This window comes from Flavobacterium sp. WC2421 (genome assembly GCF_040822115.1).
In the GTDB taxonomy this organism is placed as follows: domain Bacteria; phylum Bacteroidota; class Bacteroidia; order Flavobacteriales; family Flavobacteriaceae; genus Flavobacterium.
In genome coordinates this window covers 944,200-959,618 of sequence record NZ_CP162004.1, presented here as the reverse complement: position 1 = coordinate 959,618, position 15,419 = coordinate 944,200, and the positions used below count along the sequence as shown (strand labels likewise).

The 15,419-nt window shown below is 32.7% G+C and carries 17 protein-coding genes; 9 read left to right on the top strand and 8 right to left on the bottom strand.

Going from position 1 to position 15,419, the window contains the following annotated elements:
- Nucleotides 1–51: 51 nt before the first annotated feature.
- The 6 genes from pgk to AB3G33_RS03965 all read right to left on the bottom strand — a co-directional run bounded on the left by pgk (nucleotide 52) and on the right by AB3G33_RS03965 (nucleotide 5,355).
- Nucleotides 52–1,239, bottom strand: coding sequence for a phosphoglycerate kinase (pgk, locus tag AB3G33_RS03990; RefSeq protein WP_367756251.1), 1,188 nt, complete (start codon nucleotides 1,237–1,239; stop codon nucleotides 52–54).
- A gap of 266 nt (nucleotides 1,240–1,505) precedes the next feature.
- Nucleotides 1,506–2,009, bottom strand: coding sequence for a hypothetical protein (locus AB3G33_RS03985; RefSeq protein ID WP_367772795.1), 504 nt, complete (start codon nucleotides 2,007–2,009; stop codon nucleotides 1,506–1,508).
- Entirely contained in the window at nucleotides 2,002–2,712 is a 711-nt protein-coding gene (locus tag AB3G33_RS03980) for a pirin family protein (protein ID WP_367772793.1), read from the bottom strand. Before AB3G33_RS03980 ends, AB3G33_RS03985 begins: the two co-directional genes overlap by 8 nt.
- Before the next feature lies 1 nt (nucleotide 2,713).
- Nucleotides 2,714–3,463 (bottom strand): intradiol ring-cleavage dioxygenase, encoded by a 750-nt coding sequence (locus tag AB3G33_RS03975; protein ID WP_367772791.1) that lies wholly within the window; start codon nucleotides 3,461–3,463, stop codon nucleotides 2,714–2,716.
- A gap of 144 nt (nucleotides 3,464–3,607) precedes the next feature.
- Nucleotides 3,608–4,297, bottom strand: a complete 690-nt coding sequence (locus tag AB3G33_RS03970; protein WP_367772789.1) for a LytR/AlgR family response regulator transcription factor — start codon at nucleotides 4,295–4,297, stop codon at nucleotides 3,608–3,610.
- Nucleotides 4,294–5,355 (bottom strand): sensor histidine kinase, encoded by a 1,062-nt coding sequence (locus tag AB3G33_RS03965; RefSeq protein WP_367772787.1) that lies wholly within the window; start codon nucleotides 5,353–5,355, stop codon nucleotides 4,294–4,296. Before AB3G33_RS03965 ends, AB3G33_RS03970 begins: the two co-directional genes overlap by 4 nt.
- A gap of 223 nt (nucleotides 5,356–5,578) precedes the next feature.
- Between AB3G33_RS03965 and AB3G33_RS03960 the strand changes: the two genes are divergently transcribed.
- From AB3G33_RS03960 to AB3G33_RS03930, 7 genes are all read left to right on the top strand, one after another.
- Entirely contained in the window at nucleotides 5,579–6,727 is a 1,149-nt protein-coding gene (locus AB3G33_RS03960; RefSeq protein ID WP_367772785.1) for an ATP-binding protein, read from the top strand.
- Nucleotides 6,728–6,731: 4 nt separating this feature from the next.
- The gene (locus AB3G33_RS03955; RefSeq protein ID WP_367772783.1) at nucleotides 6,732–7,115 is read left to right on the top strand and encodes a DoxX family membrane protein; all 384 of its coding nucleotides are present in this window, start codon (nucleotides 6,732–6,734) and stop codon (nucleotides 7,113–7,115) included.
- Between the two features lie 32 nt (nucleotides 7,116–7,147).
- The gene (locus AB3G33_RS03950) at nucleotides 7,148–7,657 is read left to right on the top strand and encodes an acyl-CoA thioesterase (protein ID WP_367756245.1); all 510 of its coding nucleotides are present in this window, start codon (nucleotides 7,148–7,150) and stop codon (nucleotides 7,655–7,657) included.
- Between the two features lie 161 nt (nucleotides 7,658–7,818).
- Complete coding sequence (gene recA, locus AB3G33_RS03945) at nucleotides 7,819–8,826, top strand: recombinase RecA (RefSeq protein WP_367774081.1); 1,008 nt, start codon at nucleotides 7,819–7,821, stop codon at nucleotides 8,824–8,826.
- A 134-nt stretch (nucleotides 8,827–8,960) separates the two neighbouring features.
- The gene (locus AB3G33_RS03940) at nucleotides 8,961–9,374 is read left to right on the top strand and encodes a hypothetical protein (RefSeq protein WP_367772781.1); all 414 of its coding nucleotides are present in this window, start codon (nucleotides 8,961–8,963) and stop codon (nucleotides 9,372–9,374) included.
- A 16-nt stretch (nucleotides 9,375–9,390) separates the two neighbouring features.
- Entirely contained in the window at nucleotides 9,391–9,933 is a 543-nt protein-coding gene (locus AB3G33_RS03935) for an RNA polymerase sigma factor (protein ID WP_367772779.1), read from the top strand.
- A complete protein-coding gene (locus AB3G33_RS03930) occupies nucleotides 9,930–11,354 on the top strand; it encodes a hypothetical protein (protein ID WP_367772777.1) in 1,425 nt (474 codons plus the stop codon). The genes AB3G33_RS03935 and AB3G33_RS03930 overlap by 4 nt, the downstream gene beginning before the upstream one ends.
- Here AB3G33_RS03930 and AB3G33_RS03925 read toward each other — a convergent pair.
- Complete coding sequence (locus tag AB3G33_RS03925) at nucleotides 11,351–12,094, bottom strand: lysophospholipid acyltransferase family protein (protein WP_367772775.1); 744 nt, start codon at nucleotides 12,092–12,094, stop codon at nucleotides 11,351–11,353. The two genes, AB3G33_RS03930 and AB3G33_RS03925, sit on opposite strands and share 4 nt — an antisense overlap.
- Nucleotides 12,095–12,232: 138 nt before the next feature.
- Between AB3G33_RS03925 and trpS the strand changes: the two genes are divergently transcribed.
- Nucleotides 12,233–13,210 carry a tryptophan--tRNA ligase gene (gene trpS, locus AB3G33_RS03920; protein ID WP_367772773.1) on the top strand — a complete coding sequence of 326 codons (978 nt, stop codon included), beginning with the start codon at nucleotides 12,233–12,235 and terminating at the stop codon, nucleotides 13,208–13,210.
- 60 nt (nucleotides 13,211–13,270) lie between these two features.
- Here trpS and dprA read toward each other — a convergent pair whose 3' ends face one another.
- Nucleotides 13,271–14,371: a DNA-processing protein DprA gene (gene dprA, locus AB3G33_RS03915; protein WP_367772771.1), complete on the bottom strand. Its 1,101-nt coding sequence runs from the start codon at nucleotides 14,369–14,371 to the stop codon at nucleotides 13,271–13,273.
- Between the two features lie 103 nt (nucleotides 14,372–14,474).
- Here dprA and AB3G33_RS03910 point away from each other — a divergent pair, with 103 nt between their 5' ends.
- Nucleotides 14,475–15,410: an SPOR domain-containing protein gene (locus tag AB3G33_RS03910; RefSeq protein WP_367772769.1), complete on the top strand. Its 936-nt coding sequence runs from the start codon at nucleotides 14,475–14,477 to the stop codon at nucleotides 15,408–15,410.
- The last annotated feature ends 9 nt before the right edge of the window (nucleotides 15,411–15,419 follow it).

Genomic DNA, 15,419 nt, shown 5'->3' with positions numbered 1-15,419 from the left:
TTAATATGTTAGAACTAAAAAATTCAATAAATATTGTTAAAAATGTATTTATTAATCTAGAATTGCAGCTATTCCTGGCAATACTTTACCTTCAAGCATTTCTAACATTGCACCACCACCTGTTGATACGTAACTTACTTTATGTTCAAAACCAAATTGTTTTACTGCTGCAACTGAATCTCCTCCACCTACAAGTGAAAAAGCACCATTTTCTGTAGCTTCTGCAATAAAGTTTCCTAATTCGATAGTTCCATTAGCAAAACTTTCCATTTCAAAAACACCTAAAGGTCCGTTCCAAAGAATCGTTTTAGATTCTAATATTACTTTTTTGAAGTTTTCCAATGATTTTGGACCTGCATCAAGACCTTGCCATCCATCAGGAATTTCTCTTACATCCACAATTTTAGTATTTGCTGTATTTGAAAAATCATCCGCAGCAACTACATCTACAGGAATATGAATTTGAACTCCTTTTTCCTTAGCCAATCTCAAGATTTCTAATGCTAATTCTTGTTTGTCATCTTCACAAATAGATTCTCCAATTTTTCCTCCTAATGCTTTAACAAAAGTAAAAGTCATTCCACCACCAATAATCATATGGTCTACTTTGTCAAGAATATTCTCGATAACTGTAATTTTAGAAGAAACTTTAGAACCTCCAAGAACTGCTGTTACTGGTTTTTCACTGTTCTTTAAAACTTTATTTAAGCTTTCAATTTCTTTTGCTAATAATGCTCCAAAACATTTTTCTGTTGGGAAAAATTGTGCAATAATTGTTGTTGAAGCATGTGCTCTGTGTGCTGTTCCAAAAGCATCATTTACATAAATATCTCCAAGTGAAGCTAATTCTTTTGCAAAAGCAACATCTCCAGCTTCTTCCTCAGCATGAAAACGTAGATTTTCTAATAATAAAACTTCTCCTGCTTTTAAGTTTGCAGCAGCGTTCTTCGCTTCTTCACCAATACAATTTGAAGTAAATTGAACTGGAACTCCAAGAATATCTGAAGCTGTTTTTAATATATGTTTCAAAGAATATTTTTCTTCAACTCCTTTAGGTCTTCCTAAGTGTGACATCAAGATTACACTTCCACCTTGAGCAAGAATAGTATCAATTGTAGGTTTTGCTGCTTCGATACGAGTAGCATCAGTCACATTAAAATTTTCGTCCAAAGGCACGTTAAAATCAACGCGTATTATTGCTTTTTTATTTTTGAAATCAAAATCGTTTAAAGTCTTCATCAGGTTCTTTTTTAGTTTGTTTTTTTGAAAGAGTAACAAATATAGAACTTTTAGATTATTATTAAATTTGAAAAAACTAAAAAATTAAGATTTTTAACAACGAAATCGATGTAAATTAATAATAAATCCGACTTTTACTTTTTATATCATCAAAAAATACTTAAAAAGAAAAAATGATGATCATAAAATTGATCGTATAAAAAAAATCCGCTCTTATCTCGTTTTAAAATAAGAAAGACTTTATCAAGTGTAGATACCTGTTTTTTTTACTCTTCTTTGTAAAAACAAATAGCTAAATTAGGTTGCGCTGGAAACATAATCGTGTCAAATTCATTGCAGTCAGTACTGTTTTTTGAAACCAAATAGTTTTTCTCAACCATGCCTAAATACGCCAAAACAGGAGAATAAAACGTTATGCCTATTTTGTGCTTTACGATGTCAGTGCAATCTGTATTAATGATATCCAATTGATAATTTGTAAAAGGGAAATATTGATTTCCCAATACATCAGTAACCCGATGAAAGTTCCCTTTGAGCTGGTCTACATAATTGCTAGCTGCAATCCCAACTAAATAATGCAATTGATTGGCTTTTTCATTTTCTGAAAGCAACTCCCGAAAGGTATTTTTAGGATTTTCCTTAGAATTGAATTGTTGATGTTGCATGAAATATTCCTTGAAAGTATCTTCATGAACATATTTGTCCCAGATAAAAGTCGAAGCGCTGTCAATTACCAATCGATAGGCTAATCGGATTTTAATATTATTCATAAATCAGTTCTTTATCTAATGGTATTTCTAACAGCAAAAAAAGAGCATTTTCGGATAATGCTTCCCATTCAAAAAAATCTGTTTTTAGCAAATGCAATCCGTCTCTGGATTCCAACAATCGATTATCAATTTCGAATGCGCCACTAATCACAAAAATGAAAACGCCATTTGATTTGTTTTTCAACTGATAAAGTCCTTCGATCCTACCTTCATAATTTCCAATAAAACCAAAACTATTTGCAGTTTTGAATAATGAAATCAATTGGTTTTTTTGGTTCAAATCAAAATCAAATTGTTTGAACCCAGTTTTTGAATCCTGTTTTCCGGACTTAATCCAAATTTGTAAATAACTAACATTCTCCACTCCATAAGGATTAAAAAGCTCAAATGACATTCCTTTTTCAGCAGAAAAACTCCTTATTTGTTCGACTCTAATGAAATCCTCGTTTCCTAGACTGTCTTTGTATTCAACACCTCCAAATAATGGTAAAATAATTATTTCAGTATCCGTTTCTATACTTGTTTTAGAACAATGTTGAGGCAAAAGAATTTCTTCATTTAAAACGTGTAATAAGCCAAACGGTTTTCTAAAGTCATCATAATAAGTACCAAAATTGAAAGTAGACAGACAATTATCCCCATCTGAAATTAAAAGTCCTCTTAATTCCGATTTGTATATTTGAGCTTGACTTTGTTCCTTCATTTTAACCAGCAACATTTATAGCATGCTCAAGCACAAAACCTTCAGCAACACTTCCTGTAACTGTTGACAATTCATTGGCCACTCCATCCGAAAAAACATTATCAGAACTGTTATATGTATAACCTGACATCCCTTTTGTATAGCCATTGGCAGATGAAGTATTTACCAAAACTACGGCGCTATTTGACCCTTCAGGAAACGCAATTTGAGTAACTAGTAAAGAAGTTCCTGAAGAGTTATAAACATGGACATGTATGTGTGTAGCTCTACCGCTATACCATCCTGGGAAAACAGAAGTAAAACTAACTTTACCATTTGCGTTTGTGGTTTGTCTTCCTCTTAAAAAATGAACCGAAGTAAAGTCAGCTGATTGCATTCCTGTTCCTCCATATTCTGAATAATACCCATCCTTATCACAATGCCAAATGTCTACAATTGCTCCAGCCAAAGCAGCACAACTGGCATTTGTATTGTTGATTGTTATGTTGATTGTAAATCCAATGCCAGTTCTATCACTAACAATGTTTGTAGCAACCAATGAAGAAGGTGATTTTGTAGGAAACGGCCCTGCTGTTTCAGATGAAGTAACAGAACAACTACTTGTAGAAGTTGATCCGCTAGTATCGGTTGCTTGGGTTGTGTCAGATGTTGATGCATTAGTATTATTACTGCTACAAGCTTTGATTACTGGAATAGTCAAAGCGCCTAAACCTGCAAATCCCAATCCTTTTAAAAATTGCTTTCTTTCCATCTCTAAATGATTTTATTGTTGTTTTCAATAAAAGTATTTAAATGGAAAGAATCCCTGAAATTTATGAGGTAACAGCATGATTTTATGAGGTAAACTAACATAAAATACAATAATGTAATAGTTTTATTCTTTTAAAATGATTTTTTATTCCTTATGAATTGCAGTAAAAAAAGCCAATTCATAACTGGCACTTACAGGAATTTCCTCCTGATTGATGTAAATTATCTTATTTCTTACTTTTTCAATTTTAGAAATAGGGACAATATAAGAACGGTGCACTCTTATAAATTCAGGTACAGGCAATTTTTGGAGTAGTGCTTTCAAAGTCATTCTGGCCACAATTGTCTTTTGATTTTCTAAGTGAATTTTCAAGTAATCGTCTAATCCTTCTACATATAAAATATCAGAAATAAGAATTTTATTTAAACTGTAATCAGCCCGAATAAAAAGATATAGTTTTTCAGGATCTTGATTTTGCAATTTCCATTGTGAGTATGCTTTTTCAACCGCTTGTTCGAATCTTGGAAAAGAAAAAGGTTTCAAAATATAATCAGTAGCACTTAAAGTAAATCCTTCGACTGCATATTCAGAATGAGCAGTTGTAAAAATTACCATCACTTTATTTGGTAACTTTTTATAAAAATCAATCCCCGAAATGGACGGCATATTGATATCTAAAAACAATAAATCAACTGGATACTTTTTTAAATATTTAAAAGCATCTTCCGATTTTGCAAATGTTTTTTGCAAATCAATATACTCAATATCGTTGCAAAAACTTTGCAATATATCGAGTGCTAAAGGTTCGTCATCAAGAGCAATGGCTTTAATCATCCTACTTTGATAGTTAAAGTTACACTATATTTTTTGAGGTTATCATCAATTGTCAAAACATGATTATTAGGGTACAAAAGGGACAATCTTTCTATTGTATTTTGCAATCCAATGCCACTGTCTGATTTTTTTGATTGTACTTTATTATTGGAAACAAATAAAGTCAAATAATCATTAATAATAGTAATTTGTATAGCAATCTGTGAGTCTTCATTTGGATTAACACCATGTTTAAAAGCATTTTCTATAAATGAAATCAAGATAAGTGGTGTAACACATTTTCCATATGTATTTCCTTCGATTGAATAATCAACCTGTACGGTATTACCTAAACGCGTTTTTTGGAGTTGAATAAAGTTATTGATGTAGTTTATTTCCTTGTCCAAAGCAATTACATCATCATTTGCATTTGTAATTATGTAACGCATGAGTTCTGATAATTGCACAACAGCATCAGCCGTTTTATCATCTTTTTTAATAGCTAAAGCATAAATACTGTTCAAGGTATTAAACAAAAAATGGGGGTTAATTTGTGCTTTCAAAAAAGACAATTCCGATTTCATTTTATCTTTTTCTACTTTTTGTAAACGAATATTAATCGCAAATAACAAACTGGAAATTACCCCAATCAAATAGACTAAAATCGTATGACCATATTGAGTAGGTGGCCCGCCCTCCATCAAAGGCGGCGTCCCCATATATTTTGGTGGTAGAAAACCATCTTTAGGATGAATTCCCTGCCCGAAATCAAGAAAGTTACGTTCTGGATGGTCAAAAAATTTAGAAATAAAAAGAAAAAAAACTAAAAAAAAGATAATTATTGAAAAGTATAGAATCAGTTTATTTGAAAAATAAACCTTAGGGATCAAATAATAATAATTGAGGTAAAAGAAAATAAGCAACAAAAAATAAATTAGAAAATAAATTCTATCATGACCATTACTTACCAAATCTGGCAAGCTTAAAACGGTTCCCGATGAAGTAAATGCATAGGGCAAAACCATGAATGCAAGACATAGACTAAAATGCAATGCGTAAAAAGAAATCGTTTTTTTCATGAATACTACTTATCCACTCAAATCTAGGGTTCTAATCGTAAAAATTCTAATTATTGCGGTGAAAACTGCAATAATTGCGGTAAACACATTCATTTCTAAAAGGATCCCATTGATAGAAAGTAAAATTAGACCTAATTTTAAACAAGCTTTTCCTCAATTTTGAGAATTAAAACTTTGCTTCTTTAAAATTTTTGACTAACCCAATTTCTTCTATCTTTGCTTTATGCAATTTTCTCAAATCTTAGGACAAGAACACATTAAAAACCATCTGACAAAAAGTGCTGATTCTGGTAGAATACCTCATGCACAATTATTTGTTGGTCCAGAAGGAAGTGGTACTTTACCTATGGCGATTGCTTATGCACAATACATTTTATGCAACAATCAAAATGGGGAGAACTGCGGTTCTAATGAATCTTGCAATCTGAAATTCCAAAAAATATCCCATCCTGATTTACACTTTGCTTATCCTACTGTAACCACAGATGCAGTAAAGAAAAGCCCAAAAAGCCTTGATTTTATTGCAGATTGGAGACAATTTGTTTTGCAAAATCCTTACGGAGGTCTTTTCGATTGGTATGCTGTTTTGGGAGTTCAAAACAAACAAGGTGAAATAAGAGTTGATGATGCTCAAGAAATTTTAAAGTCATTATCTTTAAAATCATACGAGGGCGGTTATAAAATTATGATTGTTTGGATGGCTGATAAATTAAATATTGCTGCCTCTAATAAACTATTGAAGTTACTAGAGGAGCCACCAGAAAAAACAGTATTTATTTTAATTTCTGAAAACGAAGAAGACATAATTCAAACCATACGTTCTCGATGCCAGATTTTGCATTTTAACGGTTTAAGCGAACCCATAATTGCAGAAGCATTGGTTTCTCGTGAACAAGTAGATCCAAAGTTAGCTTCAAAAATTGCCCATCAAGCACAAGGCAATTATAATCTTGCCTTACATTTATTACGTGATGACAATGATGAATTTCCATTTGAACAATGGTTTGTTACATGGGTGCGAGCTGCATTTAAAGCAAAAGGAAATGCCGCTGCTATTCAAGATTTAATTCTTTGGAGTGAAAAAATAGCTGGTTTAGGGAGAGAAACTCAGAAGAAATTTCTTGAGTTTTGTATCGAAATGTTCCGCCAGGCTTTATTGATTAACTATGAAACGCCCAATTTGGTTTATTTTGAGCCCAAAGTTGATAAATTTAAACTCGAGAATTTTGCTCCATTTGTCAATGGCAATAACATTCATGATATTTTCAAGGAACTTTCGGATGCCATGTATCACGTGGAACGCAACGGAAATGCAAAAATTATATTAACCGATTTATCTATTAAACTTACCCGCTTAATCCATAAAAAATAACAATATGAACAACGCTGCTTCTATTTTAATTTTAGTTTTTCTTGCAATTTCATTTATTCAATCTGGGTATGACAAACTCTTTTATTGGAAAGATAATGTGACTTGGTTGAAAGAACATTTTGCAAAAACACAATTAAAAAACCACGTGCCTTTAGCCTTATTAAACATTCTGATATTAGAATTAATTTCAGGAATTTTATGCATTGTAGGATGTATCGAATTATTAATAAACAACGGCCGTTTATTTGGGTTCTATGGCGCTGTTTTCTCTTGTATTACTTTAATAATGTTGCTTTTTGGACAACGTTTAGCAAAAGATTATGATGGAGCCAGAACCATAGTTATTTATTTTATTCCTGCTATAATGGCGGTCTATTGGTTGAATTAATATTAAAAATACTATTTACATTAATAAAAAATATGACACCTAAACATCCTTCAGAATCTTTAACAACATTGACCGATTTAGTTTTACCAAGTGAAACAAATCCTTTGAATAATCTTTTTGGTGGTGAGCTATTGGCTCGAATGGATCGTGCTGCCAGCATTGCTGCGCGCAGACATTCTAGAAGAATTGTAGTAACAGCATCGGTAAATCATGTGGCTTTTAACAGAGCCATTCCATTAGGAAGTGTGGTTACGGTTGAGGCCAAAGTATCTAGATCGTTCAAAAGTTCTATGGAAATTTATATTGATATTTGGGTAGAAGACAGAGAATCTGGAAACAAAACCAAAGCTAATGAAGCCATATATACTTTTGTCGCGGTGGATGACACTGGAAGACCTGTAGAAGTGCCACAAATAATCCCCGAGACTGAGCTGGAAAAACAACGTTTTGATGCTGCTTTAAGACGCAAGCAACTGAGTTTACTTTTGGCAGGAAAAATAAAACCCGAAGATGCTACGGAGTTAAAAGCCTTGTTCATGTAAAAACTGTATTTACTTCTTGAAAGTGAAAAATTTAATTAAAAAAAGAAGTATTTTTACGAGCATAAAAATTTAAAAAAATGAAAATTGTAGCAATCTAACAGGTTCTCCAAATTTCTTAGAGCGATAAAATAATACAAATGAAAGAAAAGGTAAAAGAGAAGATGAGTACAGAGAAAGAAGCAAAATTAAAAGCGCTACAATTGACGCTTGACAAATTAGATAAAACATACGGAAAAGGAACTGTAATGAAAATGGGGGATAAAGCGATAGTAGAAGTGGAAAGCATTTCTTCTGGATCTTTAGGAATCGATTTAGCATTAGGAGTTGGTGGGTATCCAAGAGGAAGAATTATAGAGATATACGGTCCAGAATCATCTGGAAAAACTACTTTGACGCTTCACGCTATTGCTGAAGCACAAAAAGCAGGTGGAATTGCCGCTTTTATTGATGCTGAACACGCATTTGATAGAAATTACGCAGAGAAATTAGGAGTAGATATCGAAAACTTAATTATTTCTCAACCAGACAATGGAGAACAAGCGTTAGAAATTGCAGAGAACTTGATTCGTTCAGGCGCTATTGATATTGTTGTAATTGACTCGGTTGCTGCATTGACACCAAAAAGTGAGATTGAAGGTGAAATGGGAGATTCTAAAATGGGTCTTCATGCCCGTTTAATGTCTCAAGCTTTAAGAAAATTAACAGGAACAATTAGCAAAACAAACTGTACTGTATTTTTCATCAACCAGTTGAGAGAGAAAATTGGAGTAATGTTTGGAAATCCAGAGACTACAACGGGAGGAAATGCATTGAAGTTTTATGCTTCGGTACGTTTAGACATCCGTCGTTCAACTCAAATTAAAGACGGTGATAATGTTCTTGGAAACAGAACTAAAGTAAAAGTGGTGAAAAATAAAGTTGCACCACCTTTCAAAATTGCTGAATTTGATATCATGTATGGTGAAGGAATTTCAAAAACAGGAGAAATCTTAGATTTAGCTGTTGAATTTGAAATCATCAAAAAAGCAGGTTCTTGGTTTAGTTATGGCGAAACCAAATTAGGACAAGGGCGTGACGCTGTTAAGTCTTTAATAAAAGACAATCCAGAATTAGCTGATGAACTCGAAGTAAAAATTAAAGCTAGAATAAAAGAATTAGCAGAAGCATAAAAAACTAAAACCCGAAAATTTTCGGGTTTTTTTATTTCTATACGCAACCTTTTTCAAAATTTATTATCTATTAAAAACAAGCTCATCCTTATCTAGTGAATGTGTCTGTTATAAATTTAAAAAATAGTAAAAAAATGAAAAAGTTTGCGTTATTTATCCTGTTAATTACCACTGTAACAGGATGTAGCCTTGATAATGGTAATCAAGATACTTATAACTACGAAGTACTACCCGTTAATAGTTATACTCTACCTGAGAATTTTAAGCTTGGGGAGACTTATGAAATAAAACTAAAATATCAAAAACCCACTGCCTGTCACATTTTTCAAGGAATTTATTATAACAAAGATTTAAATGTAAGAACAATAGCTATTCAGACCGCTGTAAAAAACAATGAAATATGTACCACAGAAATCCCTGCATTATCTGAAGTTTCTTTTAATTTTTATGTAACTAATACTGGATCCTATATCTTTAAGTTTTATAAAGGAAAAGATACTGCTGGTGCAGACCTATATGAAGAAGTAGAAGTTCCTGTAGTCAACTAACAACTAGAAAAAACCTGTGGGATTAGATCAAATCATTAATGATTGTAAAAAAAATTACCCTAAAGCTCAGGAACAATTGTATGAATTGTTTGCTAAAAAGTTTTTTGGGGTATGCTTGAAGTATTCCAGTAATTATGCGGATGCTCAAGATAATTTACAAGATGGTTTTTTGATAATCTTTAGAAAAATAGACCAGTTTAGTGGTAAGGGATCCTTTGAAGGTTGGGCGAAAAGAATAATGATCAACAATGCACTTCAAAAATTCAAAGGAATACGATATATGGAAGTGATTAATGAAAACATTCCTGACGATGAAGTTGAAATTGATGATGAAAATGTACCCATTGAATATTTGATGAAAATCATCCAAGAATTACCAGATCAGTACCGACTCGTTTTCAGCCTCTATGTTCTTGATGGTTATTCCCATAAAGAAATTTCAGAAATACTAAAAATAACAACTGGAACCACAAAATCTAATCTTTCAAGGGCAAGGCTTATTTTAAAAGAAAAAATTGAAGCTTATACTAGAATCGAAATAAAGTCATTGGCAAAATGAACGATAAAAAAAACATTGACCGATTGTTTCAAGAAAAATTCAAAGATTTTGAAGCAGAGCCAAATAAACAAGTTTGGCTCAATATAGAGGCCGAATTAAAGGAAAAAGAAAGAAAAATAATCCCGTTTTGGGTGCAGTTTTCAGGAATTGCTGCTGCTTTTATTCTGGGTCTTTTTACCTTAAATATGGTTTTCAATACAAACACAGAAAATAAAAAAACTATTGTTTTAGACTCAAAAAATACAACCGAAAACAAAGATTCAATTGCAACAAAAAAAGAAAATAAGAATATCCCTTTTCTCATAAAAAATAAGCAACAAATCGTAATAACTAACCCAAAAACTGTTAGAAATCATGAAAAAGAAAATACAACTTTTATTTCCTCAGAAACCAGTACTGAACAGAAGAAAAATCAAAATGATACTTCGCTTTATAAATCAAAAAATAATTCATCGTTAAAATCAGTAGCTTCTAATACTAACAAAATAATTTCAGATCAGTTTACTGTTGAAGGAAACCCTTTTATAAATACAAATACGCCAAAAAATACTGGGAATGAAATCAGTGGAAATATCAAATCAGTAAAGAACTCTGACACTAAAGTTGCAACAACTGATGCTATAAATTCAACAGAAATTATTCCAGAAACACAAAACGAATTAGAAGCAATTCTAAAAAAGAAGGAGGAAAAAAAATCGACAGTCGTTCTTACTAATTTGGATAAATGGCAAATCGTTCCCAATGTTGCCGCAGTCTATTTGAATTCAAATTCAAGCGGATCATCGATTGATCCACAATTCTCAGAAAACCAAAAAACAGCCGATAACAGCCTTAGTTTTGGAATAGGGGTGAATTATGCTGTTTCAAAAAAATTAACCGTAAGAACAGGTGTTAATAAGCTTACATTGGGATATAATACTAAAGATGTAATCTATTCATCAAGTTTGATAGCTCATAATTTGACTAACATTAATTACACTTCCAATGAATCGATTGAAATTAAAAACGAATCGGAACTCAATACGCTAGCCACCCTTGAAAGAAGCTACCAAAATACAAATACAGGCGCAATCAATCAAAAAATGGGATACTATGAAGTGCCTTTGGAGCTTTCCTATGCACTCATAAATAAAAAATTTGGCATTACTGTTATTGGAGGAATTAGTACTTTATTTTTAAATCAAAATAAAATATCATTAGTGTCTAATACTATTAATTTAAAATTAGGAGAAGCTAATAATTTAAACCCAATTCACTTTAGTACTAATGTTGGGATGGGATTTAAGTACCAATTTATAAAATCATTTCAAATTAATGTTGAACCCATGGTCAAGTATCAATTGAATACCTATTCAAACAATTCCGATAACTATAAACCTGTTTTTATTGGGTTGTATTCTGGAATTAGCTATACCTTTTAATTAGCATTAAAAGTCATTAATTGAGCATAAACAATATCTCGAACGTTTTCACGAATTGCTTTTCTATCTGTTCCTGTTTTACTAATCGTATCCACTTGAGAATGAATTTTAACTCTCATTATACCTGGGCTTCCACTGAAAAAGGTATAAGAAAATCTTTTTTTATTATCTCCAAAGGTAATCGGGACAATGGGAATTTGATGTTCAATAGCTAACCGGAATGCCCCATCTTTAAACGTATCCAAAACAATCGATTCATCATTTGGAACTCCACCTTCTGGAAAAATACATACGCTTAATCCTCTATTAATTCTTTTTTGAGCCTGATTGAAAACTTCCATTCGGCTTTTTGAACAGCCTCGATCTACTAAAATGCAGGTTCTTTTATAGAAAAATCCAAATAACGGAATCTTGGCTAATTCTTGTTTACCTACAAAAACAAACGGATTTTTAATTACTGCCAGCATTAACATAATATCAACCATTGAAGTATGATTGGCAACAATCATATAGCTTTTATCGGTTTCTAACTTTTGATTTTTGTCAATTTTATAATAAAAACCCATCCCGTACAGAATGAATTTGGCCCAAATTCTGGCCATTTTAAAGAAATAAGGATAGCCTTTTTCAGAAAGAATAGAAGCTACTAAAAAAGGAAACATAATCAATATGGGGATTGCCATAAGGACATAAAACCAAATACGCCAAAGTGTCCAAAAAATAATTTTTATTCCTTTCATGAGTTCAAAAATAAGGAATCAAATGATACTTTTATTAAAAACAATTAAATTTGGGAACTATTTAATAGTATAAAAACAGAAAACCTTGCGCGCTTTGCAAAAATCTTTACGAACTTTGCGGTTCAGAAAAAAATTACAATGGCAAAAATACTTACCGGAGTTCAAAGTACAGGAACACCACATTTAGGCAATTTACTAGGAGCAATCATTCCTGCAATTCAATTATCGAATGATCCAAAAAATGAATCTTTTCTTTTTATTGCCGACTTGCATTCCATTACACAAATAAAAGACGGAGCAACTTTAAGAGCTAATACTTACAGTACCGCTGCAGCTTGGCTGGCTTGTGGACTAGATGTGAATAAAGTAGTTTTCTACAGACAATCTGATGTGCCTCAAACGGCGGAGTTGTCCTGGTATTTAAGTTGTTTCTTTCCTTTTCAAAGATTGACATTAGCACATTCATTCAAAGATAAAGCAGACCGACTGGAAGACGTAAATGCAGGATTGTTCTCCTACCCGATGTTAATGGCCGCTGATATTTTATTATACGATGCACAATTAGTTCCCGTAGGAAAAGACCAATTGCAACATTTAGAAATTACCCGTGATGTAGCCTCTCGTTTCAATCACCAAATGGGAGAAACCTTTGTTATTCCTGAAGCTAAAATCCAAGAGGACAGCATGCTAATTCCTGGAACCAATGGTGGAAAAATGAGCAAATCGGCCAATAACATTATCAATATATTCTTAGATGATAAGGCGTTGCGCAAGCAAGTCATGAGCATTGAAACAGATAGTACGCCACTAGAAGATCCTAAAAATCCAGATACTTGTAATGCTTTTGCTATTTATTCTTTATTGGCTAATGAAGAGCAACTAGCAACAATGAGAGCCAATTATTTAGGTGGGAATTATGGTTATGGTCATGCCAAACAAGCCTTGTTTGAACTGATAACGGAAACGTTCAAAACCGAAAGAGAAAAATACAATTACTATATCAATAATCTTCCAGAAGTAGATGCTTTACTGAAAATTGGTGCTGAGAAAGCAACCGTTGTGGCTAATGGAGTGTTATCTCGTGTTAGAGAAAAATTAGGCTTTGAAGTCGTTTAATTTTTGAAAAACAACATAAAAAAAACCCTTTCTATTCAAAACTAGGAAGGGTTTTAGATTTTAAATTGCTTCAAACAATTTCCCTGGTAACGGTCTTACAACACCTTTCAATTCCATGTTCAAGAGCAGTCCTGAAATCCTGTAAATAGGAAAATCACATCGCAAAGCGATAATATCCATTAGTTCTTTTCCTGTTTTTAAAAGGTAATCATAGACTTTTTGTTCGTCCTCATCTAGAGTAACAAACAATTGTTTCTGAACGGGTTTTATTTCTTTTTGAATGTCCCAATTGAGGATGTAAACTACATCGGCAGCACTGGTGAGTACATTGGCTTTTTGAGTTTTTATCAAGTTATTACAGCCTTGACTGTATTTGTCCGTTACGCGACCCGGGACTGCAAAAACATCGCGATTGTAATCATTAGCCATGTTAGCCGTAATCAAGGAACCACCACGATCCGCTGATTCAATTACAATTGTAGCCTCAGACATTCCTGCAACAATCCTGTTTCTTCGAACAAAATTTTCTTTGTCGGGATTCGAGGAACTCCAAAACTCAGTCATAAAACCACCGTTCTCTTCTACTTTGGCGACATATTTTTTATGCGTTTTGGGATATATTTGATTCAAACCGTGTGCTACTACACCAATGGTTTGTAAATTATATTCTATCGCCAGTTGATGCGCCACGATATCCACGCCATAAGCAAAACCACTTACAATGATGGGATCTAGAGGAGCTAAATCTTCAATCAGTTTTCTACAAAACTCCGTTCCATACGACGTAATTTGGCGGGTTCCCACAATACTGATTATTTTACGGTTTTTTAGATTGATATTCCCAGAAGTAAATAATAAAAGTGGTCCATCAATACACTGTTTCAAGCGCTCAGGATATGCTTCGTCTTGGAAATAAAGGCCTTTAATACCATTCGTTTTTATAAACTCCAGTTCTTGACTAGCTTTTTCAAAAACTAACTTGTCCTTTAGGTTTTTCAACAACATCGAACCCACGCCGTCAATAGCTGCAATTGCAGCAGTTTTTGTTGTAAAAACAGCTTCGGCACTACCACAATGGGTGATCAATTTTTTGGCCATAATATCGCCAACTCCCTCTACTCTTTGTAAGGCTAATAAATAAAATAAATCCTGTTCCGTCATGCTAATTAATTGTTGCTGAAAAGTATAAAATTATTATCTCAATTGTTAATAAAAATTGTGAATAAAATTTTGATAGCTGTTTTCATTGTATAACTTTGTATGTATGAACATCGAATCTTACATAGCCCAGCTTTTATATCGTTATCAATGTGTTACCGTTCCTGGTTTCGGTGCATTTTTGACTGAAATTCAATCAGCTCAGTGGGTTGAAAGTGCTAATTCATTTTTTCCTCCTAAAAAAATGATTTCTTTCAACGCTAATTTAAAAAATAACGATGGCTTGCTTGCTAATCATATTGCTCAAGCCGAAAAAACATCTTACGACTATGCCGTAAGTGCTATTCAGTATGCAGTTGTGAATTGGAAAAAAACATTAGAGCAAAACGGAGCTTTCTCACTAAAAAACATTGGAGATGTTTCATTGAATGCCGATAATAATTTGATATTTAAACCTTTCGATCAAACGAATTACTTAACTAGTTCTTTCGGTTTAAGTTCATTTGTTTCTCCAGTTGTAAAAAGAGAAATTTTCGAACAAAAATTAGAATCTTTAGAAACTGGAAAAGTAATCTCATTTGAACCAGAAGAAAGAAAAGAAAGTTCGTTCTTAAAATACGCCGCAATTTTCGTTTTAGGATTGGGTTTAACTGGAACTGTTGGCTATTCTGTTTATCAAAATCAAATTGCTACACAAACCGTTTTAGTTGAAACTGCTGTTCAAAAACAAGTACAAAACAAAATTCAAGAAGCTACTTTCTTCATCAAAAGCCCTTTACCAGCTGTAACACTTGCTGTAAAAGAAAGAAAATTACCATATCATGTGGTGGCTGGAGCTTTTAGAGAAGAAAAAAATGCAGACAAAATATTCAATCGTTTATCTAATTTAGGATACAAAGCCCGAAGAATAGCGCCAAACAAATATGGTCTTTTCCCAGTACTTTATGGTAGTTATGCTACGTATGCTGAAGCACAGAAAGCAAAAAAAGAAATTCAAGAAAAAGACAATCCTGAAGCTTGGTTGCTAATTGAATCTTTATAAAAAATACAT